A 22,543-nucleotide genomic window follows, 5' to 3' on the forward strand; every position below is an offset into this window, starting at 1 on the left:
AGGAACGGCCCACCACCGGAAGCAACAGGGAGCAAGCAGTGCTGAGCGGGTTCAAGGACTTCATTCTCCGTGGCAACGTCATCTCACTGGCCATCGGCCTCGCCGTGGGATCCGCGTTCACCGCGGTCGTCACCGCACTCAGCACCGCCTTCATCACGCCGCTGATCGGCCTGGCCACCAGCTCCACCATGGGCGACTTCAGCAAGGCCGAGTTCACCGTCGAGGGCGCGCACTTCCGCTACGGCCTCCTCATCAACGCGGGCGTCGCCTTCCTGGTGACCGCCGCGGTCCTCTACTTCGGCGTCGTCGTCCCGCTCGCCAAGATCCAGGCCCGGTTCACCAGCGACAAGCCGGTCGACATCAAGGCCGCCCAGCGGGACTGCCCGTTCTGCTACACCGAGATCCCGGCCATCGCCTCCCGCTGCGGCCACTGCACCAGCCAGATCAAGCCCGTGCCGGAAGCGCTGGAGCTCGCGAAGATCCCCGCTCAGGGCTGACTCCACCCGTACGGCGGACACGGTGGCCGCGTGCGCAAGGGAACCAGCTCCCCTCGCCTGGCGTTGACCAGTGAGGGAAGGTCCACTGGGACGCAGTGGACCGCGTACCGAGCGTGGGTTCCCCCGCCGCACGATCTGGAGGGCGTACCGTGCACCGCCGGCACAACGGGCTGAGGACCGCCGTCCTCCTCGGGGGCCTTTCGGCCCTCATCATCGTCATCGGCAGCTTCTTCGGCCGTACGGGCCTGATCGTCGCGCTCGTCGTCGCGCTCGGCACCAACGCGTACGCCTACTGGAACAGCGACAAGCTCGCCCTGCGCGCCATGCGGGCCCGGCCCGTGAGCGAGTTCGAAGCGCCCGCGCTCTACCGCATGGTCCGCGACCTCTCCACCACGGCCCGCCAGCCCATGCCCCGGCTGTACATCTCGCCGACCCAGGCGCCCAACGCCTTCGCGACCGGCCGCAATCCGCGCAACGCCGCCGTCTGCTGCACCGAAGGCATCCTGCAGATCCTGGACGAGCGCGAACTGCGCGGCGTCATCGGCCACGAGCTCAGCCATGTCTACAACCGCGACATCCTGATCTCCTCGGTGGCGGGCGCCCTGGCCTCGGTGATCATGTTCCTGGTCAACTTCGCCTGGCTGATCCCCATCGGCCGCTCCGACGACGACGACGGCCCCGGCCTGCTCGGTATGCTGTTGATCATGATTCTGGGCCCGTTGGCCGCGTCACTCATCCAACTGGCCGTCAGCCGCTCCCGTGAGTACGAGGCGGACGCCTCGGGAGCCCAGCTCACCGGCGACCCACTGGCCCTCGCGAGCGCCCTGCGCAAGCTGGACGCCGGTACGAAGCAATTGCCGCTGCCCCCCGAGCCCCGGATCGAGACCGCGAGTCACATGATGATCGCGAATCCCTTCCGCCCCGGCCAGGGACTGTCCAAGATGTTCTCCACCCATCCACCGATGGCGGAGCGCATCTCCCGACTCGAACAGATGGCAGGTCCACGCTCGTGAAGACAATCCTCAACGTCGTCTGGCTCGTCCTCTGCGGTTTCTGGATGTTCCTCGGATACCTCCTGGCGGGCGCCCTGCTCTGCATCACGATCATCGGCATCCCGTTCGGGATCGCCGCGTTCCGCATCGGCGTGTACGCCCTCTGGCCCTTCGGCTACATGGCGGTGGACCGCCGGGATGCCGGCGCCCCCTCCTGCATCGGCAACGTCCTGTGGCTGGTCCTCGCGGGCTGGTGGCTCGCTCTGGGGCACATCGTCACCGGCATCGCCCTGTGCGTCACGATCATCGGTATCCCGCTGGGCATCGCGAACTTCAAGCTCATCCCGGTCTCGCTGATGCCGCTGGGCAAGGAGATCGTCCGCACGGACCAGCCGTTCGCCGCGCGCTGACCCCGACCGCGTGAGCCCGTACTGCGCCAACCCGCACCCGCCCCGGCCGGTGGCCTGACCAGGGACCTCTCTCGACCAGCGACGCAACCATGCCCGCTGGCCCGACGTCCCTGTTTAAGACACCGAACGTAAGGCAGGCTCTGCTCATGGGAATCATCAGTTGGATCATCCTCGGACTGCTCGCCGGAGCCGTCGCCAAGATCCTGCTCCCCGGGCGTGATCCGGGCGGGCTGATCGGCACCACCCTCATAGGCATCGCGGGAGCCTTCATCGGTGGCTGGGCCGCCTCGCACTTCTTCAACCACCCGGTGACCAAGCACTTCTACGACGGCCCCACCTGGATCTCGGCCATCGGCGGTTCGCTCGTCCTGCTGATCCTCTACCGCCTGCTCTTCGGCAATTCACGCGACCGCCGCTGACCGCCCCGCGCCGCCCGGCAGCCCTTTCGGCCGGGCCGGGCCGGGCCGGAACCCCGGTCGGGTCGGGAACCCCGGTCGGTCGGAGCGGGCGCTACCGGCCCCCCGGGCCCACCAGGGCCCCTTCGAGCCCCAGCAGCCACTGCTTGCGCTCAAGGCCGCCCGCGTATCCGCGCAGCGCGCCGTCCGCGCCGATCACGCGGTGGCAGGGCCGTACGACCAGCAGCGGATTGCGCCCGATCGCGGTCCCCACCGCGCGGACCCCGGCCCCCGAGAGCCCGATGCGGGCGGCGATCTCCCCGTACGACACGGTGGCGCCGTACTCCAGCCCGTCCAGCGCGGTCCACACACGCTGCTGGAACGCGCTCCCGCCACCCGCGAAGTCGATCTCGAACCCGGTCAGTTCGCCGGCGAAGTAGGCCCGAAGCTGCCCGGTGACCGCTTCGAAGGCGTGAGGGGCCGACCGCCACCCGGACGCGGTGGCGTCCTCGATGCGGGTGCCGCCCTTCTGTCCCGGTACCGAGAGCGAGACGAGCGCCACTCCGCCCCGCGCGTCCGCCGATTCCTCGCCCACCAGCAGCAGTTCACCGAGCGGACTGCCGAGCGTGGTGAAGATCCTGGTGCGGGGTGTCATCGGGTGCTCCCTTCCTCGTGGCGTCCCGGCGGTCGCTCCACCGGGACACCTACGAGTCTGCGACCCCCGGACCACCGGGACCGGCGGTCTTCGGACATCGCGTCCGGCCGCCGGGAACGGCCCGCGAACAGCGGTTCGGCAGGCGGTCCGGTCAGCCGCCCGGTCAGCGGTAGTTCACGAACTGCAGCGCGAAGTCGAAGTCCTTGCCCTTCACCAGCGCCTGTACGGCCTGCAGGTCGTCGCGGCTCTTGGAACTGACCCGCAGCTCCTCGCCCTGGACCTGCGCCTTGACGCCCTTGGGGCCCTCGTCGCGGATGACCTTCGCGACCTTCTTGGCGTTGTCCTGCGAGATGCCTTCCTCGATCGTGGCGAAGATCTTGTACTCCTTGCCGGACAGCTGCGGCTCACCGGCGTCCAGCGCCTTGAGCGAGATCCCGCGCTTGATCAGCTTGGTCTGGAACACGTCGAGGATCGCGTTGACGCGCTCCTCGGAGTTCGCCTGCATGAGGATCTTCTCGCCCGACCAGTCGATCGAAGCCCCGACGTTCTTGAAGTCGTAGCGCTGCGAGATCTCCTTGGCGGCCTGGTTGAGGGCGTTGTCGACCTCCTGCCGCTCGACCTTCGAGACGATGTCGAAACTGGAGTCGGCCATGTCCTGTGGCTCCTTGTATCGGGTGTGCTGAGGCGTACGGCCGGCGGCCCGGCCTGTCGCGCGCAAGCCTACGACCTTGCCCCGCCCGGCCCTGATCAATCGGGTGGCGAAGCACCCCGGGACATCGGGTATCGTTTACGTCGTTGCCACGGAGCACCGCCGCAAAGCGGTTCGCCGTAGCGGCAATCCCTGGCGGTATGCCCGAGTGGCCAAAGGGAGCAGACTGTAAATCTGCCGGCTCAGCCTACCGTGGTTCGAACCCACGTGCCGCCACAAGAATCAGCCCCTGACCAGTACGTATGGTCAGGGGCTGTTCTCGTTCCCGGCCGTGCTGTGCCGTTCCCCGGCCGGTCCGCGCCGTTCTCAGACGCGCTGCTCCTGGCCGGGTTCCGCCGCCGGGGCGGGCACCGGTTCGGCGGGCTGCCCCGGCTCGGGCTCCGGAAGCTCCCGCAACTGCCGCATCGGCGCGGGCAGGAGCCACAGCACCGCCAGCATCGCCCCGACCGCCGCGATCCACAGCGTCGGCCGCAGCCCGAGCGCGCCGCCCAGCGCTCCGCCGGTCAGGGCGCCGAGCGGCCGGAAGCCGTGGTTGAGCGTGCGGTAGGCGCCCATCACCCGGGAACGCAGCGCGTGCGGCACGACCGCCGCCTGGACCGAGCCGAGGGCGATGTCCACGATCATCACCCCGACCCCGCCGACGAACTCGGCGAGGAAGAGCATCAGCAGCACCACCTCCTTCGGGCCGCCGGCGAGCGGCACCAGCGGCATCGGGACGGTGAAGCCGAGGAACCCGGCGATCACCGCGGGCCCGACGCCGATCCGCCGCACGACCCGGCCCGCCAGCACCGAACCCGCCAGCGCGCCCACGGCGCCCGCGCCGAGCGCCAGGCCCAACAGCCCTGCTCCGAGCCCGAGTTCCACGGTCGCGTAGAGCACCAGGAGGGTGCTGCCCATGAAGGAGAAGAACTGGACCGTGCCGGCGGCGCCGAGACTCGCGCGGATGACGGGGTTGTCCCGGATCCAGCGGAGCCCCGTCATGAGCTGCTGCTTCTCCGGCGCGGCCGGGGGCGGCTCGGCGGGGGAGACGCGGGCCAGACAGAGGGCGGACGCGAGATACGACAGCGCGTCGGCGGCCAGCGCGAACGGCGCGGTGAGCACTTGCACGAGCAGGCCCCCGGCGCTCGGCCCTGCCATCTGGGAGAGCGCCCGGCTGCCGTTGACCAGCGAATTGCCCTCGATGTACGCGCGGGTCGGCAGCAGCGCGACGAAGAGCGTGGCATCGCACAGGTCGAAGAGCACGCTGAGCATCCCGACGCCGAAGGCGACCACGTACAGCAGCGGGAGCGAGAGGGCGTCCAGGGCGTACGCGACCGGGAGTACGGCGATCAGCAGCGCCCGCCCGAGGTCGCAGGCGATCATGACGCGCCGGCGGTGGCGCCACCGGTCCGCCCAGGCGCCCGCGGGCAGCGCGAGCAGCGCGGGGACGAGACCGGCGGCCTTCAGCCAGCCCAGCCCGGAGGCGTCGGCGTGCAGGACGAGGACCGCGGCGAGGGGGATGGCGATGAGGGAGATCTCGTCGCCGAGGAGGGAGACGGTGTGACCGGTCCAGTAGCGGCGGAACTGCCGTTCGCGCAGCAGCGCGGGTATGTGGGTCTTCACCGGTCCTGCGCTTCCTGCCCGGCCGGTTCGGCCTCGGCGGCCGGGGACCCGGCCTCACCTGGGCGCCCGGCTTCGGGGGGCGCGCTCTCGGGGAACGCGGCGAGTATCAGGCTGACCTCGCGCGCCCCCTCGGGCCGGAGCGAGGGATCCGACTGGCGGGGTTCGTACTGCTTCAGCAGATCGTCGATGCGTTCCCCGAGCTCGGTGAGTTCACCGGCGGTGAGGTGCAGGAGCGTGTCGCCGGACTGCTGTGCCTCCTGCCACTCCCGAGGCAGCTCGCGCCGCCTCTCGGTGGCCCGCACCATGCGCTCGAAGTACTGCTCGGCCACTGCGGTGTTGAGGGCGTCGGCCGCCTCCGCGACGGACGGGTCCTCGCTGTAGGTGGGCCAGGACGTGAAGGACGCGGTCGCCTGCCAGGGCTTCTCCCGGCCGCGTCCGCCGGGCGCCTCCTCCACCAGTCCGTACTTGGCGAGCATCCGCAGGTGGTACGAGCAACTGGCGACCGATTCACCGGTCAGCTCGGCGGCACGGGTGGCGGTGAACGGCCCGGTGCGGCGGAGCAGCCCGACGAGTGTCATGCGGGTGGGGTGGGCGTAGGCGCGAAGGGCGCGGGGGTCGGTGAGACTGACGCTGCGTGGCATGCGTCTAAAGATAGCTTTCTAAAGACTTCTTTAGAAGAGCTGGACGGGGGATTCCCGACGGTCTGTGCCGACGGCCTCCCGATGCCCCTTCCGTGGCCTCCCGGCAGCCCGTCAGTGGCCCTTCAGCGGCCCTTCATCGATCCTTCAGTGGTCCTTTCGGTGGTCCTTCAGCCGGAAGGCCAGCTCCACTTCCCACTTGGACATGTCCGGCTCCTCGCGCGGATCCGTCTTGTAGATCTCCAGGCGGCAGCCCCACTCCTCGACCACGTCGGCCTTCTCCATGTCCCACTCCGTACCGCGCGCGGCGGCCCACTCCAGAAGTCCGGCCGTCACCCCCAAGAGCTCCTGCGGGTGGCCGATGTGAGTGACCGTCAGATATGTCCCGGCAGGCAGTACGTCCGTGAAGATCTCACCCGCGTCGGGGTCCCCACCGGCGTCCGCGCCGGCCGGATCCGAAGCCATCGGCACACCGGCCTCGACCTCCATCCCGCGTTCCATGTCGATCACCAGGTACCGGAAGAACGGCGCGCCCGCGGTCTCGATCCCGCGCTCCGCGAGCCAGCCGAAGACGTCCACCAGGCGGTCGGCGATCAGCGGGAAGGTGTCCATCGTGACGGCTTCCCGGACCGCCGCGTACGGCTGCGCCGCCCGCTCCACGGTCACCGGTGTGTTCTGCATCAGTTGCCTGCCACGTCCTTGACCGCGACGGCGACCGGCACCGAGCCGCCGATCAACTCCAGTGTCAGGCCCGCCGTCGCCGGGGTTTCGACGAGCTCGGCCAGCACCGCCGCCACGTCGTCACGGGTGACCGGACCGCGCCCCGTTCTGGCTTCCAGGCGTACGTGACCGGTGCCCGCGTCGTCGGTCAGCGCGCCGGGGCGCAGGACCGTCCAGTCCAGGCCGGTCCTGGACCGCACCGCCTCGTCCGCCGCGCCCTTCGCGCGCAGATAGGCGTCGAAGATGCCGTCGCCCTGGTGCGTGGTGTCGGCGCCCATGGACGAGACGATCAGGTAGCGGCGTACCCCGGCCTGTTCGGCGGCGTCCGCGAACTTCACGGCCGCGTCCCGGTCCACGGTGTCCTTGCGTTCGGCGGTGCTGCCCGGACCCGCGCCCGCCGCGAAGACCACCGCGTCCGCGCCCTCCAACGCCTGCGCCACCTGCGCCACGGTCGCCGACTCCAGGTCCAGCACGACCGGTTCGGCGCCCGCGGCTCTCAGGTCGTCCGCCTGTCCTGCGGCGCGGATGATGCCCGCGACCTCGTCACCGCGCGCGGCGAGCAGACGCTCCAGCCGCAGCGCGATCTGACCATGTCCACCTGCGATGACAATGCGCATGGTTTCGACGGTACGCCGGAGTGGCCCGGCCCGCTCAGGATCCGCGCGGACGGGGCCCGCACCCTTCCGGAACCGCCCCGGAACCGGCGCTGACGAGGCACGACGCCCGTTCAGGGACCGACGTCCGTCCGTCCCTGGCGCGGCAGTTCGAACGCGATGGCCGCTGCCGAGTCGCAGTACTCCCGCACCGCACTGGTCCGCGCGACGACCCGCCCGCGGTGGATGACGATGCGGCTGTACGCGAGGGAGAGCACCGAGGAGAGCCGTTCCCCGCGCACCGCGAGGAGCTCGGCCGGGAAGCCCGCCTCCAGCCGCACCTCGGGCAGCCCCATCGCTCCCCGCGCCGCCGAACTGACCGCCTCGTACGCCTCCGCAGCCCGCAGCCCGCTCTGCGACGCGAGCAGGTAGGCGGCCTCCAGCGGGTCCCCGCGGCCCACCGGGTTGGTCAGGTCGCGCAGCGCCCCGCTGCCCGCGGCGACGCGCACCCCGGCCGCGCGGAGCAGCCGTACGGGGGCCACACCGCGCCGCTCCACGCCGCCGCAGCCGCCCTGCGGCTGGCAGATCACGGTCACCCCGGCGGCGGCCAGTTGGCCGGCGGCGCGGGCGGCCGTGTCGTGCGGCAGCCGGGACAGCCCGCCGCAGGGCCCGATCGCGACGCCCGGACGCAGCCCGCCGGACATGGCCGCGAGCCTGGCCAGCCGCGCGGGGTCGTCACCGTCCGTGTGCAGATCGACGGCGCAGCCCTGCTCGGCGGCGACTTCGAGGACGGCCTGGACGTATCCGGTCGGGTCGGGATCGAGGTCGGGGCAGCCGCCGACGACCGCGGCGCCCATCTTCACGGCGTCCCGCAGCATCGCGAGCCCGTCGGCGCCCGCGAGGCCGGTGAGCAGCCGGGGCACGGCCACGGCCGTGAGGTCGGCGAGCCCGTGCAGGGACCGCCGGGCCTGGAGTACGGCTTCCATGGCGCCGAGCCCCTGGACGTCGCCGATGCGGACGTGTGAACGCAGGGCGGTGGCGCCGTGCCCGAGCTGCAGCAGGGCGGCCTCGGTGGCACGGCGCTGGATGTCCGGGACGCCGTCGGCGACGGGCCCGGCGAGGTGTGCTGGATTGGTGGGAATTGTGCGGTTGGCGGGCCCCCCGGGCGGGTCCGCTCCACCGGCGGCGGGTCCGCCGCCCAGCGGGCGGGCCTCGGCGGTGAGCGCGGTGTCGCTGTGCGCGTGCGGCTCGGCCGGGGCCGGGAGCAGCAGGAATCCGCTGAGGTCGACGCGGGAGCCCCGGCCGCCGAGGCTGCCCGCGGTGCCGACGGCTTCGATGCGCCCGTCGCTGAGGCGTACGTCCACGGTGCGCCCGTCGGTCAGACGGGCGCCACGGAGCAGGAGCCCGGTGGCGTCTGCGGTGACTCCTTCGGGAGGCCGCGGCTGGCGGTCGGGCATCGCGCTCCTGGGTACGGGGCCGGGCATGACGGGTGATGTCACACAGCGTGAAGCGAGCCTAGGCGCCTGTCGGCCGGGCTTCGAGGAGGGGCGCAATAGTCGTACCGGTGGTGCTTCTTGTGGCCTGCGGGGGAGGTGTGCGGAACCGGCGCGGGGGCTGCCGGGAGGGGCTCCCATAAGGATTTGGGCGTCGGCGAAGGACCGTGTAATGTCTTCATCGCTCGCCCCAATAGCTCAGTCGGTAGAGCGTCTCCATGGTAAGGAGAAGGTCTACGGTTCGATTCCGTATTGGGGCTCTGGTGCGGTAGCCCTCACCTTCGGGTGAGGGATTCCGTATCAAAGCGGTGTAGCTCAGTCGGTAGAGCAAGCGGCTCATAATCGCTGTGTCACCGGTTCAAGTCCGGTCACCGCTACACACGGTAGCCGATTGTGGGGTCGGTCCTTCGATCGGCTACTCTTTTATGCGTTCATCCGTCCATCCGTCCAAGGAGCACTCACGTGGCTGCCACCGACGTCCGCCCGAAGATCACGCTGGCCTGCGTGGAGTGCAAGGAGCGGAACTACATCACCAAGAAGAACCGGCGTAACGACCCGGACCGTCTTGAGATGAAGAAGCACTGCCCGCGCTGCAACTCGCACACCGCGCACCGCGAAACGCGCTGACCCAGGCGTTTCACTCCACAGGCACAGGCCCGAGGCCGTCCCCTTCACCGGGGGCGGCCTCGCGTCGTTTCTGCAGTGACTCACGGTTATTCTCACTCTCGGCATTTCCGGTTTTCCCGGCAACCAAGCAGGAGGTAGTGAGCCATGGCGCTCGACCAGTCCTTCGTGGGGCGGACGTATCCGCCCTCCGCGCCGTACGAGGTCGGCCGGGAGAAGATCCGCGAGTTCGCCGATGCGGTGGGTGACGCCAATCCCGCGTACACCGATCCGGAAGCGGCGAAAGCGCTGGGTCACTCCGACGTAATAGCGCCGCCGACCTTTGTCTTCTCCATCACATTCAAAGCGGCGGGCGCCGTCATCCAGGACCCCCAGCTGGGCCTGGACTACTCGCGGGTGGTGCACGGCGACCAGAAGTTCGCCTACCGGCGCCCGGTGCGGGCGGGAGACCGGCTGACGGTCACTTCGACCATCGAGGCGATCAAGTCCCTGGCGGGGAACGACATCATCGACATCCGCGGTGAGGTCCACGACGAGTCCGGCGAACATGTCGTGACCGCGTGGACGAAGCTGGTGTCGCGAGCGGCCGAGGAGGCGTGACGGTGACGGCGAAGATTTCGTACGACAGTGTCGAGGTCGGCACCGAGCTGCCCCCTCAGTCCTTTCCGGTGACGCGCGCGACGCTGGTGCAGTACGCGGGCGCGTCCGGCGACTTCAACCCGATCCACTGGAACGAGAAGTTCGCGGTGGAGGTCGGGCTGCCCGACGTCATCGCGCACGGGATGTTCACCATGGCCGAGGCGATCCGGGTGGTCACGGACTGGCTGGGCGACCCCGGTGCGGTCGTGGAGTACGGCGTCCGCTTCACCAAGCCGGTCGTCGTCCCGAACGACGACAAGGGCGCGCTGATCGAGGTCAGCGCCAAGGTCGGGGCCGTCGTGGGGGAACCCGAGGACAGGACGGTACGGGTGGACCTCACGGCGATGAGCGACGACAAGAAGGTCCTGGGCATGTCCCGCGCGGTGGTCCGCCTCGCCTGAGTGCGCACCTGCGTAACTGCGTGCGAGTGGTGAGGGGCGTCCGCCGAGTGCGGGCGCCCCTCACGCGTCCCCCCACCCGCCGCCGCGCCCGCCCCCGTATCCGGCCCGGACCGTGGCACCTCTTGACACGGATAGTTATCAGTCACTAACTTTCTCGTATGGTCAGGATGAGCGCAGAGGAGCGACGTGAGAGCGTCATCCGCGCGGCGATGATCGAATTCGCCCGCGGCGGCTATCACGGCACCGCAACCGAGGCGATCGCCAAGCGGGTGGGTGTCTCGCAGCCGTATCTCTTCCGGCTCTTCCCGAACAAAGAAGCCATCTTCCTCGCGGCGTCCGGCCGTTGCATCGAGGACACCACGGCCGTCTTCGTGAAGGCGGCCGAGGGGTTGCAGGGCGATGAGGCCCTGCACGCCATGGGGCAGGCGTACCAGGCGCTCATCGCGGACGACCCGGACAAGCTGCTGATGCAGATGCAGATGTACGTCGCGGTGGCCTCCGCCGAGGCGTCCGGTGACCACGAGTTCGGCCGGGTGCTGCGGGCCGGCTGGATGGGGCTGTACGACGCGATCCAGCTGGCACTCGGCGTGGACACGGGCGAGACCACCCAGTTCCTGGCGTACGGCATGCTCATCAACACCCTTGTCTCGCTGGGGTTCTCCGCGGACCACCGGGTCTGGACCGGCTTCTACGACTCGGCCCAGCCCAAGAAATAAGCGCCGCGGGTGCCGGCGCCGACGTGCTGAACGCGCACCATCGGGCGGGCCATGCGCATGCCCGGACAAGTTAGTGATCAATTACTAAGACCGACCGGTCCGAGCTTCAGGGGGAGCAAGTGAACGAACGTCCGAAGCTTCAGGGGGAGCAAGTGAACGAACAAGCAGCCCGGCGCGCAGGTGCCACCTGGGCCCTGGTCATCACCAGCGCCGCCGGATTCATGGCGGCTCTCGACAACCTCGTCGTCACCACGGCCCTGCCCTCCATCCGCAAGGACCTCGGCGGCGCGCTGGAGGACCTCCAGTGGACGGTGAGCGCGTACACCCTCACCTTCGCCGTCCTGCTCATGTTCGGTGCCGCCCTCGGTGACCGGTTCGGGCGCCGGAAGCTCTTCCTCGTGGGCCTCACGATATTCACCGGCGCCTCCGCCGCGGCGGCCCTCGCCCCGGGCATCGCGCCGCTGATCGCCGCCCGCGCGGTGCAGGGCGTCGGCGCCGCGATCATGATGCCGCTCACCCTGACCCTGCTCACCGCGGCCGTGCCCGCCGCCCGCCGTGGTGCGGCCCTCGGGATCTTCAGCGCCGTCACCGGACTCGCGGTCGCCAGCGGTCCGCTCATCGGCGGCAGCCTCACCGAGCACCTGTCCTGGCAGTGGATCTTCTGGCTCAACGTGCCGATCGGCCTGGTGCTGCTGCCGTTCGCCCGGCTGCGCCTCACCGAGTCGTACGCCCCGGACGCCCGCCTCGACGTCCCTGGCACGCTCCTCGTCAGCGGCGGGCTCTTCGGGATCGTCTACGGCCTGGTCAACGGGCAGTCGGACGGCTGGGCCAGCGCTCCGATCCTGACCAGTCTCATCGCCGGTGCCGTGCTCCTGGCCGGGTTCGTCCGCCACGGGTTCACCCATCCCCGCCCCATGCTCCCCATGCGGCTCTTCCGTAACCGCGGCTTCGCCGGGATCAATCTGGCCAGCATGCTCATGTTCCTGGGGATGTTCGGTTCGATCTTCCTGCTCAGCCAGTTCTTCCAGGGGGTCGTCGGTTACTCGCCCACCGAGGCGGGGCTGCGGATGCTGCCCTGGACCGGAATGCCGCTGGTCATCGCGCCGTTCGCGGGCATCCTCTCGGACCGGATCGGCAGCCGCCCGGTGGTCGCGGTGGGCCTCGCCCTCCAGGCCGTCGGCCTGGCGCTCTTCGCGATGACCATCGGTACGGACGTCTCGTACCCGGCGATGCTTCCGGCCCTGATCCTCGGCGGAACCGGGATGGCGCTGTTCTTCGCCCCCGCGTCCAGTGTGGTCATGTCCAGCGTGCGGCCCTCCGAACAGGGTGTCGCCTCCGGTACGAACAACGCCGTGCGGGAAGTCGGCGGATCGCTGGGCATCGCGGTCCTCGGCGCGGTCTTCGCGGCTCAGGGCGGGTACGAGACGCCGACGGCCTTCACGGACGGCACCGTCCCCGCCCTGTGGATCGGCGCCGCGGTGGTCGCCGTCGCGGCGCTCGCCGCCGCCCTGCTGATCCCGGGCCGTGGCGTCCCGGGCCCGGCGGAGGAGGCCGCCGACGAGGAGCGGGCGCTCGTCTCCGCCTGACCGCCGCCCGGCGGTCCGTCGGGGAACGCGTGGAACGGCCCCGCCCGAACGGCGGGGCCGTTCTCGTACGCTTGGCCCCGTGCAGGAACTCTTCGAAGCCCCACTCGCCCCCCTGACCACCTTCCGCCTCGGCGGCCCCGCGACCCGGCTGATCACCGCCGAGACCGACGCCGAAGTGATCGAAGCCGCCCGCGAGGCCGATGCGAGCGGCACCCCGCTGCTGGTCATCGGCGGCGGGTCCAACCTGGTCATCGGAGACAAGGGGTTCGCGGGCACCGCCCTGCGGATCGCGACCCGGGGCTGCACGCTCTCCGGCACGACGCTGGAGCTCGCGGCCGGCGAGGTCTGGAGCGACGCGGTGGCCCGTACCGTCGAAGCCGGGCTCGCGGGGATCGAGTGCCTGGCCGGAATCCCTGGTTCCGCGGGTGCGACGCCGATCCAGAACGTCGGGGCGTACGGCCAGGAGGTCTCCTCGACCATCACCGAGGTCGTCGCCTACGACCGGAGCACGGGGGAGACCGTCACGATTCCCCGCGCCGAGTGCCGGTTCTCGTACCGGAACAGTCGTTTCAAGTCCGAGCCGGACCGCTTTCTGGTGCTGCGTGTCCGCTTCCAGCTCGAAGACGCGGGCGGCCTCTCGGCCCCGATCGCCTACCCGGAGACGGCGCGCGCGCTCGGCGTCGAGGCCGGTGACCGGGTGCCGGCCGCGGTCGCCCGCGAGACCGTGCTGCGGCTGCGGGCGGGCAAGGGCATGGTGCTGGACGCCGGGGACCACGACACCTGGTCGGCCGGTTCGTTCTTCACCAACCCGATCCTGGACGACGAGGCGTTCGCCGCCTTCCGCACCCGGGTGCACGACCGCCTCGGCCCGGACGCCGGACCGCCCGCGTTCCCCGCGGGAGAGGGGTACACCAAGACCTCCGCGGCCTGGCTCATCGACAAGGCGGGCTTCACCAAGGGGTACGGCACCGGCCCGGCCCGTATCTCCACCAAGCACACGCTGGCCCTGACCAACCGCGGCGCCGCCACCACCGACGACCTGCTCGCACTCGCCCGCGAGGTCGTCGCGGGCGTGCACGAGGCGTTCGGCGTGACGCTGGTCAACGAGCCGGTGACGGTGGGCGTCAGCCTCTGACGAGGCGGTCGGGGACCCGCGTACGCATCCCGGGCCCCGGCAGCAAAAGGCCCTAGTACGCGACCCCGACCCCTTGCCGCACCGTCGCCGGGTCGTCGATCATCGCCAGCATCGCGTGCGCCACGTCGGCGCGCGCGATGGACCTGCCGCCGCGCGGATTGCCACCGATGACGGTCCGGTACGTGCCGGTCAGCGGCTTGTTCGTCAGCTTCGGCGGCCGGACGGCCGTCCAGTCCGTGGCGCTCCGTGCGATCTCGTCCTCCATGACCCGCAGATCGGCGTACACGTCCTTCAGGATCGCGCCGATCAGGCCCAGCGCCGCGCGGTCGACCAGCGACTGCCCCGCGGTGACCGGCGCCAGCGGAGCCGCGCTCACCACCAGCAGCCGCCGTACGCCCTCCGCCTCCATCGCCGCCAGCACCGGGCGGGTGAGGACCGCGGCGACGCCCGCGTCCTTGCGGGCCCGTGCCCCGAGCCCGGAGAGCACCGCGTCCCGGCCCGCCACCGCGGCGCGCAGCGACTCCGCGTCCCGCAGGTCCGAGCGGAACACGTCGAGTCCCGCTCCCGTCGCGGTCAGCCGCGCCGGATCGCGCACCACGGCCGTCACCTGATGGCCGGACTCCAGCGCCTGCCGGACGATCTGCCCGCCGATACCGCCGGTCGCGCCGAACACGGTGAGTTTCATCGCGCACCCTCCTGGGGTGGGTAAGTGCCGCCGGGGCCGACCGCCTGCGCGGTCTCCTCCGCTCGCCCGCTCATGGTCGACCCGTGAGCCAGTCGTCCACGCCGGCCAGCATCTTCGTACGGACGTCCGCCGGCGCCGCCGAGCCGCGCACCGACTGCCGTGCCAGCTCGGCCAGTTCGGCGTCGCTGAACCCCTGGGCGCGTGCCAGCTCGTACTGGGCCGCCAGTCGCGACCCGAACAGCAGCGGGTCGTCCGCGCCGAGCGCCATCGGCACCCCGGCGTCGAACAACCGTCGCAGGGGTACGTCCTCGTGCTTCTCGTAGACACCGAGCGCCACGTTCGACGCCGGGCACACCTCGCAGGTCACCCCGCGGTCGGCCAGCCGCTTCAGCAGGGCGGGGTCCTCGGCGGCCCGCACCCCGTGCCCGATCCGCGAGGCGTGCAGATCGTCCAGGCAGTCGCGGACCGACGCGGGGCCGCTGAGCTCCCCGCCGTGCGGCGCGGCCAGCAGGCCGCCCTCCCGGGCGATGGCGAAGGCCCGGTCGAAGTCGCGGGCCATGCCCCGGCGTTCGTCGTTGGAGAGCCCGAACCCGACCACGCCCCGGTCCGCGTACCGCACCGCGAGGCGGGCGAGCGTCCGGGCGTCCAGGGGGTGCTTCATCCGGTTCGCGGCCACCACGACCCGTATCCCGAGCCCGGTCTCCCGCGACGCGGCGTCCACCGCGTCCAGGATGATCTCCAGCGCAGGGATCAGCCCGCCGAGCAGCGGTGCGTACGAGGTGGGGTCGACCTGGATCTCCAGCCAGCCCGCACCGTCCCGTACGTCCTCCTCGGCGGCCTCGCGCACCAGCCGCTGGATGTCCTCCGGCGCGCGCAGGCAGGACCGGGCGATGTCGTAGAGCCGCTGGAAACGGAACCAGCCGCGCTCGTCGGTGGCCCGCAGCTTCGGAGGCTCGCCGCCGGTCAGCGCCTCGGGCAGGTGCACGCCGTATCTGTCGGCCAGTTCCAGCAGGGTCGTGGGCCGCATCGACCCGGTGAAGTGCAGATGCAGATGGGCCTTCGGCAGCAGCCTGATGTCACGTACGTGCTCCATCCCAGGATCCTGCCGTACGGACCCACCACGCCGGTACCCGCATGCCACCGACGAGTGGGTGGCCGAACAGAGAAACGGGCCCCGGCGACTGCCTGGGCCCGTTCCCGCGTTGTCTCCGACGCGTCAGTCCGTGGCCTCGGCCAGCAGCTTCTGCACCCGGCCGATGCCCTCGGCCAGGTCCTCGTCGCCCAGCGCGTAGGAGAACCGCAGGTAACCGGGCGTACCGAACGCCTCGCCGGGCACCACGGCCACCTCGGCCTCGTCCAGGATCAGCGCGGCCAGCTCGACCGAGGTCTGCGGGCGCTTGCCGCGGATCTGCTTGCCGAGGAGCGCCTTCACCGAGGGGTACGCGTAGAACGCGCCCTCCGGCTCCGGGCAGAGCACGCCGTCGATCTCGTTCAGCATCCGCACGATGGCCTTGCGGCGCCGGTCGAAGGCGGTACGCATCTCGTCGACCGCGTCCAGGTTCCCGGAGACGGCGGCGAGCGCGGCGGCCTGGGAGACGTTGGAGACGTTGGAGGTGGCGTGCGACTGGAGGTTGGTCGCGGCCTTCACGATGTCCTTCGGGCCGACGATCCACCCCACGCGCCAGCCGGTCATGGCATACGTCTTGGCGACGCCGTTGACCACGATGCACTTGTCACGCAGCTCGGGCACGACGGCGGGCAGCGAGGTGAACTTCGCGTCGCCGTACACCAGGTGCTCGTAGATCTCGTCGGTCAGCACCCACAGCCCGTGCTCGACGGCCCAGCGCCCGATGGCCTCGGTGTCGGCGGCGCTGTAGACGGCGCCGGTCGGGTTCGAGGGGGAGACGAAGAGGACGACCTTGGTCTTCTCCGTACGGGCGGCTTCGAGCTGCTCGACGGAGACCCGGTAGCCGGTGGTCTCGTCGGCCACGACCTCGACGGGGACGCCGCCCGCGAGCCGGATCGACTCCGGGTAGGTGGTCCAGTACGGAGCCGGGACGATGACCTCGTCGCCCGGGTCGAGGATCGCGGCGAACGCCTCGTAGATGGCCTGCTTGCCGCCGTTGGTGACGAGCACCTGGGAGGCCTCGACCTCGTAACCGGAGTCGCGCAGCGTCTTCGCGGCGATGGCGGCCTTGAGCTCGGGGAGCCCGCCGGCCGGGGTGTAGCGGTGGTACTTGGGGTTGCGGCAGGCCTCGACAGCGGCCTCGACGATGTAGCCGGGCGTGGGGAAGTCGGGCTCACCGGCACCGAAGCCGATCACCGGTCGGCCGGCGGCCTTCAGGGCCTTCGCCTTGGCGTCGACAGCCAGGGTGGCGGACTCGGAGATAGCACCGATGCGGGCGGAGACCCTGCGCTCGGTCGGAGGAGTTGCAGCGCTCATGAGCCCCATGGTCCCAGACCGCAAACGCACTCGGCACACAGGTTTCGATGGGCGGACACCCGGGCTTTCGACAGGTGGACACCGTGACGAAACCGGACGCACACCGGGGGTCGGGGAGTGGCCCCGGGCAAGCTGTTCGACGTCAGGCCCCTGAACACGTACACTCACTGGTCGTTGGCCCTCACCAACCGTCCTGCTGAACGCACTCGGTGCACTCGGTCGGATGCGGTAGGTTGGGGGAACCACAAAGGGTCGTAGCTCAATTGGTAGAGCACTGGTCTCCAAAACCAGCGGTTGGGGGTTCAAGTCCCTCCGGCCCTGCTACACACACCTTCGCCAGGGTTGTGTGCGCATGTACGTACTTCAATGCACCGCCGTGCGGCTCCACCGGGCGCGGCACGGCCACGACCCGGAATCAGGTGAGAGATCGTGACGGACGCCGTCGGCTCCATCGACGTGCCTGATGCGCAGGATGACGAAGCGCCGGAGTCGAAGAAGGCGCGCAAGGGCGGAAAGCGCGGCAAGAAGGGCCCCTTCGGCCGTCTCGCGCTTTTCTACCGCCAGATCGTCGCGGAACTGCGCAAGGTTGTCTGGCCGACCCGGAGCCAGCTCTCGACCTACACCACCGTGGTGATCGTGTTCGTCGTCATCATGATCGGCATCGTGACCGTGATTGACTATGGCTTCAACCAAGCCGCCAAATACGTCTTTGGCTGAGCCGCGAAGGGCGCCGGGAGCGGCGCCCCTTTCGCACGTTCCACCCGATTTGTATCCAGGAAGAAGCAGCCACCGTGTCTGACCCGAACCTGAACGAGGCCGTCGAGCCGGGCGAAAGCTTCGAGTCCGCAGAGGACGAGCTCGACATCGTCGAGGCGGCAGACGCTGAGGACCCGGACCAGGCAGAAGCTGCCGACGCCGCCGCCGGTGAGCCCGCTGAAGAGGCCGCTGTGCACGCCGAGGACGAGACCGCTGTCGAGGACGAAGAGTCCGAGGACGCGGAGGACGAGGCCGAAGAGGTCGCCGACGTCCCCGCGGTCGACCCGGTCGAGGCCCTGCGCCAGGAGCTCCGCGGTCTGCCCGGCGAGTGGTACGTCATCCACACGTACGCCGGTTACGAGAAGCGTGTGAAGGCCAACCTGGAGCAGCGCGCCGTCTCGCTGAACGTCGAGGAGTTCATCTACCAGGCCGAAGTGCCCGAGGAAGAGATCGTCCAGATCAAGAACGGCGAGCGTAAGAACGTCCGCCAGAACAAGCTTCCCGGCTACGTCCTGGTCCGCATGGACCTCACCAACGAGTCCTGGGGCGTGGTGCGTAACACCCCCGGCGTCACCGGCTTCGTCGGCAACGCCTACGACCCGTACCCGCTGACCCTGGACGAGATCGTCAAGATGCTCGCCCCGGAGGCCGAGGAGAAGGCCGCCCGTGAGGCCGCCGAGGCCGAGGGCAAGCCGGTTCCGGCCCGCAAGGTCGAGGTCCAGGTGCTGGACTTCGAGGTCGGCGACTCGGTCACCGTCACCGACGGCCCGTTCGCGACGCTGCAGGCGACGATCAACGAGATCAACGCCGACTCGAAGAAGGTCAAGGGTCTCGTCGAGATCTTCGGCCGCGAGACTCCGGTCGAGCTCAGCTTCGACCAGATCCAGAAGAACTGACGGAGCTTTCCCGAGCTTCTGGACACACGCCTTCCAAACAGGTCAGACCGGCTCTCGCAGCGGGTCTGACCTGCTTGGTTTTTGGTCGCGCAGCTATACCCGTTATCGTTGCGCGGTATGCCTCCATCCGGATGACCGGACAAAGGCGAAACACTCTCACTAGGACCCGGAGAGAGCAATGCCTCCCAAGAAGAAGAAGGTCACGGGGCTTATCAAGCTCCAGATCAAGGCCGGTGCGGCCAACCCGGCTCCGCCGGTCGGCCCCGCACTGGGTCAGCACGGCGTCAACATCATGGAGTTCTGCAAGGCCTACAACGCCGCGACCGAGTCGCAGCGTGGCATGGTCGTGCCGGTGGAGATCACGGTCTACGAAGACCGTTCCTTCACCTTCATCACCAAGACTCCGCCCGCCGCGAAGCTGATCCTCAAGGCCGCAGGCGTGGAGAAGGGCTCCGGCGAGCCGCACAAGACGAAGGTCGCCAAGCTCACCGGCGCCCAGGTCCGCGAGATCGCCACGACGAAGATGCCCGACCTGAACGCCAACGACCTCGACGCCGCGTCGAAGATCATCGCTGGCACCGCCCGTTCCATGGGCATCACGGTCGAGGGCTGATCAAGCCCCCCTCCGCACCACAGTGGTAGGGCCAGCGCCGGCCCGCACCACGACTCCCACTCCCCTCTAGGAGCAGAAGTGAAGCGCAGCAAGACTCTCCGCGCTGCGGACGCCAAGATCGACGCGGACAAGCTGTACGCCCCGCTCGAAGCCGTCCGCCTCGCCAAGGACACCTCCGCGACCAAGTTCGACGGCACCGTCGAGGTCGCCATGCGTCTGGGCGTCGACCCGCGCAAGGCCGACCAGATGGTCCGCGGCACCGTGAACCTGCCGCACGGCACCGGCAAGACCGCCCGGGTCCTGGTCTTCGCGACCGGTGACCGTGCTGCGGCCGCGGAAGCCGCCGGAGCCGACATCGTCGGCGCCGACGAGCTCATCGACGAGGTTGCGAAGGGCCGTCTGGACTTCGACGCCGTCGTCGCCACCCCGGACCTCATGGGCAAGGTCGGCCGCCTCGGCCGCGTGCTCGGTCCGCGTGGGCTCATGCCGAACCCGAAGACCGGAACGGTCACCCCGGACGTGACGAAGGCTGTCACGGACATCAAGGGCGGCAAGATCGAGTTCCGCGTCGACAAGCACTCGAACCTGCACTTCATCATCGGCAAGGTTTCCTTCGACGAGACGAAGCTGGTCGAGAACTACGCCGCCGCGCTGGACGAGATCCTTCGTCTGAAGCCGTCGGCCGCCAAGGGCCGCTACATCAAGAAGGCCACGCTGGCCACCACGATGGGCCCCGGCATCCCGCTGGACTCCAACCGCACCCGCAACCTCCTCGTCGAGGAGGACCCGGCCGCCGTCTGATCCTCGGGATCGGCAGGCAGTCGCGGTCCACGCGCGCTGTGACGCCGGGCCCCGCACCTCTCCGGAGGTGCGGGGCCCGGCTTTTTCGCGCTTCGGGAGAAGTCGTGGGGGGAACCCCGACAGAATGGCCCGTGCGACCATCGGCACCTGAGGGGCGGGCACTTCATGGGCGGCAGCGCGATGCGGTACCGGGGGAGAGCAGCGCTGATCGCGGTGGCGCTGGCCGCTGCCCTGGCAGCCTGCGGCCAGGGCAGCGGTAGGGGCAGCGGCGCGCCCGCCGCCCCGCCGGGCGGTTCACCGGCCGCGGGCGGCCCGGCGGCCCCCGTAGCGGCCCTGCGCGCCGTCGATCGCCGTACCGGCCGTGCCGGGTCGGCCAGGGTCGAAGGGACGACCGTCCTCGGCGCGGAGATGTCCACCCGGGTGAAGGGCACGGTGGCCTGGGGCGACGGCGTCACCGGCGCCCTGGACATCACGTACACCGGCGGCACCATGGCGGACACCCTGAACCAGGCCGGTGCGGGAAGCACGATCAGGGCCCGCTATCTGCACGACGCCTACTACGCCGACATGGGCGACGGCTTCGCGGGGCGGACGGGCGGCAAACGCTGGATCCGGTACGGCTACGCGGACCTCTCCCGGCTGCTGGGGCCCTCCGGCGAAGCGATGCGGGACCAGATGCAGAAAACCGCTCCGGACCAGGGCGTGAAGGCGCTGCTGGCCTCGGGCGAGGTGAAACGGGCCGGGCGGGCGACGATCCGGGGCGTCGCCACCACGCACTACTCGGGCACCGTCGACGTCGCCGCGCTGACGGAGCGGGACTCGGCGCTCGGCCCCGCGGAGCTGAAGGCGTTCAAGGCCCAGCTCACCGCCGCCGGGATCACCACCGAGACGGTCGACATCTGGGTGGACGGGCACGACCTGCTGGTGAAGAAGACCGAGCGCGGACAGCTGAGGACCGGTGAGTACAGCGCGACGGTCTTCTACGCGGACTACGGTACGAAGGTGTCGGCCGCCGCACCGCCGGCCGCCGACACGGTCGACTTCACCGACCTGGTGAAGGCATCGGCCTCTACCCCGCCCCCGGCCGGGTAATCGGCTGCTCGGGGCCGGATTTGCTCCGTGCGCCCCCGTACGCGTATTCTTCCGACGAAGCCAAAGACCGCTGGTCGTTGCTGCTCTCTCGCAAGAGGGTGCGGTGGCCGAAGGATCCGCTAGGTGCGGACGACCTGCGCAGGTGATCGTGGAAGTGCTCCCGGACGTGTCCGGTCGAGCTCGCGCCCCGTGCACCTGTGCCGGGGCGTTTCGTTATTCCCAGCCCCTTCTGAGCGGTCCTCATCACCCGGAAGGAGGCCGACGCTCTATGGCAAGGCCCGACAAGGCTGCCGCGGTAGCCGAGCTCGCGGACCAGTTCCGTAGCTCGAACGCCGCTGTGCTGACCGAGTACCGGGGTCTCACCGTGGCCCAGCTCAAGCAGCTGCGCCGTTCGCTCGGTGAGAACGCCCAGTACGCCGTGGTGAAGAACACGCTGACCAAGATCGCGGCCAACGAGGCCGGGATCAACACGCTGGACGACCTGTTCGCAGGCCCGACGGCGGTTGCCTTCGTCACCGGTGACCCGGTGGAGTCGGCGAAGGGTCTTCGTGACTTCGCCAAGGAGAACCCCAACCTCATCATCAAGGGCGGTGTCCTTGATGGTAAGGCGCTGACCGCGGATGAGATCAAGAAGCTTGCGGACCTCGAGTCCCGCGAGGTTCTGCTCGCCAAGGTGGCCGGTGGGATCAAGGCGTCGATGGCCAAGGCCGCGGCGACTTTCCAGGCCCCGCTGTCGGAGTTCGTCCGCACTGCGGACGCGCTTCGCGCCAAGGTCGAGCAGGGCGGTGCCGGTACGCCGGCTCCCGCCGACGCCGAGGTGGCGGAGTAACCCTCCGCCTCACGGCTCGCAGCGGGCCCGTACGCCCGCCGTCATATACATCCGGCACCTGCCGAAAAGTGGAAGGACGCCATCATGGCGAAGCTGTCCCAGGACGATCTGCTCGCGCAGTTCGAGAACCTGACCCTCATCGAGCTCTCCGAGTTCGTCAAGGCCTTCGAGGAGAAGTTCGACGTCAAGGCTGCCGCCCCGGTCGCCGTTGCCGCCGCCGGTGGCGCTGGCGCCCCCGCCGAGGCCGCTGAGGAGCAGGACGAGTTCGACGTCATCCTCACCGCCGCCGGTGACAAGAAGATCCAGGTCATCAAGGTCGTGCGTGAGCTGACCTCGCTGGGTCTGAAGGAGGCCAAGGACCTCGTCGACGGCGCCCCGAAGCCCGTCCTCGAGAAGGTCGCCAAGGAGGCCGCCGAGAAGGCTGCCGAGTCCCTCAAGGGCGCCGGCGCCTCGGTCGAGGTCAAGTGACTCTGAGAGTCTCCTGACTCTCTCTGTACGCCCTGCGCGTACAACGTCATAGCGAAGGGCGATCACCCATCCGGGTGGTCGCCCTTCGTCATGTGCTGACGCCCCCCGGGACTGCCTTGCTCTTCCCGCCGCGACGAGTATGGTGATCTTCGTTG

General features: G+C 70.0%; 27 protein-coding genes and 4 tRNA genes. 21 read left to right on the forward strand and 10 right to left on the reverse strand.

What is annotated here, in order from left to right; all coding sequences use genetic code 11:
• Positions 1 to 38 precede the first annotated feature (38 nt).
• From NBY69_RS07470 to NBY69_RS07485, 4 genes are all read left to right on the forward strand, one after another.
• Positions 39 to 497, forward strand: a complete 459-nt coding sequence (locus NBY69_RS07470) for an MscL family protein (protein WP_250299197.1) — start codon at positions 39 to 41, stop codon at positions 495 to 497.
• A gap of 149 nt (positions 498 to 646) precedes the next feature.
• Entirely contained in the window at positions 647 to 1,510 is an 864-nt protein-coding gene (htpX, locus tag NBY69_RS07475) for a zinc metalloprotease HtpX (protein ID WP_250299199.1), read from the forward strand.
• Positions 1,507 to 1,899 (forward strand): YccF domain-containing protein, encoded by a 393-nt coding sequence (locus NBY69_RS07480; RefSeq protein WP_250299200.1) that lies wholly within the window; start codon positions 1,507 to 1,509, stop codon positions 1,897 to 1,899. The genes htpX and NBY69_RS07480 overlap by 4 nt, the downstream gene beginning before the upstream one ends.
• 146 nt (positions 1,900 to 2,045) lie before the next feature.
• Positions 2,046 to 2,318: a GlsB/YeaQ/YmgE family stress response membrane protein gene (locus NBY69_RS07485; protein WP_250299202.1), complete on the forward strand. Its 273-nt coding sequence runs from the start codon at positions 2,046 to 2,048 to the stop codon at positions 2,316 to 2,318.
• A gap of 91 nt (positions 2,319 to 2,409) precedes the next feature.
• On the opposite strand, the gene NBY69_RS07490 is transcribed toward NBY69_RS07485, so the two are convergent.
• Positions 2,410 to 2,949, reverse strand: coding sequence for a methylated-DNA--[protein]-cysteine S-methyltransferase (locus tag NBY69_RS07490; protein ID WP_250299203.1), 540 nt, complete (start codon positions 2,947 to 2,949; stop codon positions 2,410 to 2,412).
• Between the two features lie 163 nt (positions 2,950 to 3,112).
• Positions 3,113 to 3,601 (reverse strand): YajQ family cyclic di-GMP-binding protein, encoded by a 489-nt coding sequence (locus NBY69_RS07495; RefSeq protein WP_250299204.1) that lies wholly within the window; start codon positions 3,599 to 3,601, stop codon positions 3,113 to 3,115.
• 191 nt (positions 3,602 to 3,792) lie between these two features.
• Between NBY69_RS07495 and NBY69_RS07500 the strand changes: the two genes are divergently transcribed.
• Positions 3,793 to 3,874: transfer RNA gene (locus tag NBY69_RS07500), tRNA-Tyr, on the forward strand.
• Positions 3,875 to 3,964: 90 nt separating this feature from the next.
• Here NBY69_RS07500 and NBY69_RS07505 read toward each other — a convergent pair.
• The 5 genes from NBY69_RS07505 to NBY69_RS07525 all read right to left on the reverse strand — a co-directional run bounded on the left by NBY69_RS07505 (position 3,965) and on the right by NBY69_RS07525 (position 8,668).
• Positions 3,965 to 5,260: an MFS transporter gene (locus NBY69_RS07505; protein ID WP_250299205.1), complete on the reverse strand. Its 1,296-nt coding sequence runs from the start codon at positions 5,258 to 5,260 to the stop codon at positions 3,965 to 3,967.
• Positions 5,257 to 5,901 (reverse strand): helix-turn-helix domain-containing protein, encoded by a 645-nt coding sequence (locus NBY69_RS07510; protein ID WP_250299206.1) that lies wholly within the window; start codon positions 5,899 to 5,901, stop codon positions 5,257 to 5,259. The genes NBY69_RS07505 and NBY69_RS07510 overlap by 4 nt, the downstream gene beginning before the upstream one ends.
• Before the next feature lie 144 nt (positions 5,902 to 6,045).
• Complete coding sequence (locus NBY69_RS07515) at positions 6,046 to 6,579, reverse strand: GyrI-like domain-containing protein (RefSeq protein WP_250299207.1); 534 nt, start codon at positions 6,577 to 6,579, stop codon at positions 6,046 to 6,048.
• Positions 6,579 to 7,235: an SDR family oxidoreductase gene (locus NBY69_RS07520; RefSeq protein WP_250299209.1), complete on the reverse strand. Its 657-nt coding sequence runs from the start codon at positions 7,233 to 7,235 to the stop codon at positions 6,579 to 6,581. Before NBY69_RS07520 ends, NBY69_RS07515 begins: the two co-directional genes overlap by 1 nt.
• Before the next feature lie 110 nt (positions 7,236 to 7,345).
• On the reverse strand, positions 7,346 to 8,668 hold the full coding sequence (locus NBY69_RS07525; RefSeq protein ID WP_250299211.1) for an amidohydrolase family protein: 1,323 nt from the start codon (positions 8,666 to 8,668) through the stop codon (positions 7,346 to 7,348).
• Between the two features lie 223 nt (positions 8,669 to 8,891).
• On the opposite strand from NBY69_RS07525, the gene NBY69_RS07530 reads away from it, so the two are divergent.
• From NBY69_RS07530 to NBY69_RS07565, 8 genes are all read left to right on the forward strand, one after another.
• Positions 8,892 to 8,964: transfer RNA gene (locus tag NBY69_RS07530), tRNA-Thr, on the forward strand.
• A 44-nt stretch (positions 8,965 to 9,008) separates the two neighbouring features.
• Positions 9,009 to 9,081: transfer RNA gene (locus tag NBY69_RS07535), tRNA-Met, on the forward strand.
• A gap of 85 nt (positions 9,082 to 9,166) precedes the next feature.
• Complete coding sequence (rpmG, locus tag NBY69_RS07540; RefSeq protein ID WP_006604855.1) at positions 9,167 to 9,331, forward strand: 50S ribosomal protein L33; 165 nt, start codon at positions 9,167 to 9,169, stop codon at positions 9,329 to 9,331.
• A 144-nt stretch (positions 9,332 to 9,475) separates the two neighbouring features.
• Complete coding sequence (locus NBY69_RS07545) at positions 9,476 to 9,928, forward strand: MaoC family dehydratase N-terminal domain-containing protein (RefSeq protein ID WP_250299212.1); 453 nt, start codon at positions 9,476 to 9,478, stop codon at positions 9,926 to 9,928.
• Positions 9,929 to 9,930: 2 nt separating this feature from the next.
• Positions 9,931 to 10,368: a MaoC family dehydratase gene (locus NBY69_RS07550; RefSeq protein WP_250299213.1), complete on the forward strand. Its 438-nt coding sequence runs from the start codon at positions 9,931 to 9,933 to the stop codon at positions 10,366 to 10,368.
• Positions 10,369 to 10,526: 158 nt separating this feature from the next.
• Positions 10,527 to 11,084, forward strand: coding sequence for a TetR/AcrR family transcriptional regulator (locus tag NBY69_RS07555; RefSeq protein WP_250299215.1), 558 nt, complete (start codon positions 10,527 to 10,529; stop codon positions 11,082 to 11,084).
• 152 nt (positions 11,085 to 11,236) lie between these two features.
• Entirely contained in the window at positions 11,237 to 12,670 is a 1,434-nt protein-coding gene (locus NBY69_RS07560; protein ID WP_250299217.1) for an MFS transporter, read from the forward strand.
• 79 nt (positions 12,671 to 12,749) lie between these two features.
• On the forward strand, positions 12,750 to 13,805 hold the full coding sequence (locus tag NBY69_RS07565) for a UDP-N-acetylmuramate dehydrogenase (protein WP_250299220.1): 1,056 nt from the start codon (positions 12,750 to 12,752) through the stop codon (positions 13,803 to 13,805).
• 52 nt (positions 13,806 to 13,857) lie between these two features.
• Here the strand turns inward: NBY69_RS07565 and NBY69_RS07570 are convergent, their stop codons facing one another.
• The 3 genes from NBY69_RS07570 to NBY69_RS07580 all read right to left on the reverse strand — a co-directional run bounded on the left by NBY69_RS07570 (position 13,858) and on the right by NBY69_RS07580 (position 16,933).
• The gene (locus NBY69_RS07570; protein WP_250299221.1) at positions 13,858 to 14,490 is read right to left on the reverse strand and encodes an NAD(P)-dependent oxidoreductase; all 633 of its coding nucleotides are present in this window, start codon (positions 14,488 to 14,490) and stop codon (positions 13,858 to 13,860) included.
• 70 nt (positions 14,491 to 14,560) lie between these two features.
• Entirely contained in the window at positions 14,561 to 15,583 is a 1,023-nt protein-coding gene (locus NBY69_RS07575) for an adenosine deaminase (protein WP_250299222.1), read from the reverse strand.
• Between the two features lie 123 nt (positions 15,584 to 15,706).
• Positions 15,707 to 16,933: a pyridoxal phosphate-dependent aminotransferase gene (locus tag NBY69_RS07580; RefSeq protein ID WP_250299223.1), complete on the reverse strand. Its 1,227-nt coding sequence runs from the start codon at positions 16,931 to 16,933 to the stop codon at positions 15,707 to 15,709.
• Positions 16,934 to 17,181: 248 nt separating this feature from the next.
• Between NBY69_RS07580 and NBY69_RS07585 the strand changes: the two genes are divergently transcribed.
• The 8 genes from NBY69_RS07585 to rplL all read left to right on the forward strand — a co-directional run bounded on the left by NBY69_RS07585 (position 17,182) and on the right by rplL (position 22,388).
• Positions 17,182 to 17,254, forward strand: a tRNA-Trp gene (locus NBY69_RS07585).
• 108 nt (positions 17,255 to 17,362) lie between these two features.
• Positions 17,363 to 17,650 (forward strand): preprotein translocase subunit SecE, encoded by a 288-nt coding sequence (secE, locus tag NBY69_RS07590; protein WP_250299224.1) that lies wholly within the window; start codon positions 17,363 to 17,365, stop codon positions 17,648 to 17,650.
• Between the two features lie 74 nt (positions 17,651 to 17,724).
• Complete coding sequence (gene nusG / locus NBY69_RS07595) at positions 17,725 to 18,585, forward strand: transcription termination/antitermination protein NusG (protein ID WP_250299228.1); 861 nt, start codon at positions 17,725 to 17,727, stop codon at positions 18,583 to 18,585.
• A 178-nt stretch (positions 18,586 to 18,763) separates the two neighbouring features.
• Positions 18,764 to 19,198, forward strand: a complete 435-nt coding sequence (gene rplK, locus NBY69_RS07600; RefSeq protein WP_250299233.1) for a 50S ribosomal protein L11 — start codon at positions 18,764 to 18,766, stop codon at positions 19,196 to 19,198.
• A gap of 78 nt (positions 19,199 to 19,276) precedes the next feature.
• Complete coding sequence (rplA, locus tag NBY69_RS07605; protein WP_250299235.1) at positions 19,277 to 19,999, forward strand: 50S ribosomal protein L1; 723 nt, start codon at positions 19,277 to 19,279, stop codon at positions 19,997 to 19,999.
• 165 nt (positions 20,000 to 20,164) lie between these two features.
• Positions 20,165 to 21,091, forward strand: coding sequence for a hypothetical protein (locus NBY69_RS07610; RefSeq protein ID WP_250299237.1), 927 nt, complete (start codon positions 20,165 to 20,167; stop codon positions 21,089 to 21,091).
• A 268-nt stretch (positions 21,092 to 21,359) separates the two neighbouring features.
• Positions 21,360 to 21,920, forward strand: a complete 561-nt coding sequence (rplJ, locus tag NBY69_RS07615; RefSeq protein WP_250299239.1) for a 50S ribosomal protein L10 — start codon at positions 21,360 to 21,362, stop codon at positions 21,918 to 21,920.
• A gap of 84 nt (positions 21,921 to 22,004) precedes the next feature.
• Positions 22,005 to 22,388: a 50S ribosomal protein L7/L12 gene (gene rplL / locus NBY69_RS07620; RefSeq protein WP_250299241.1), complete on the forward strand. Its 384-nt coding sequence runs from the start codon at positions 22,005 to 22,007 to the stop codon at positions 22,386 to 22,388.
• The last annotated feature ends 155 nt before the right edge of the window (positions 22,389 to 22,543 follow it).

This window comes from Streptomyces sp. A 4/2, assembly GCF_940670765.1.
GTDB lineage: Bacteria > Actinomycetota > Actinomycetes > Streptomycetales > Streptomycetaceae > Streptomyces.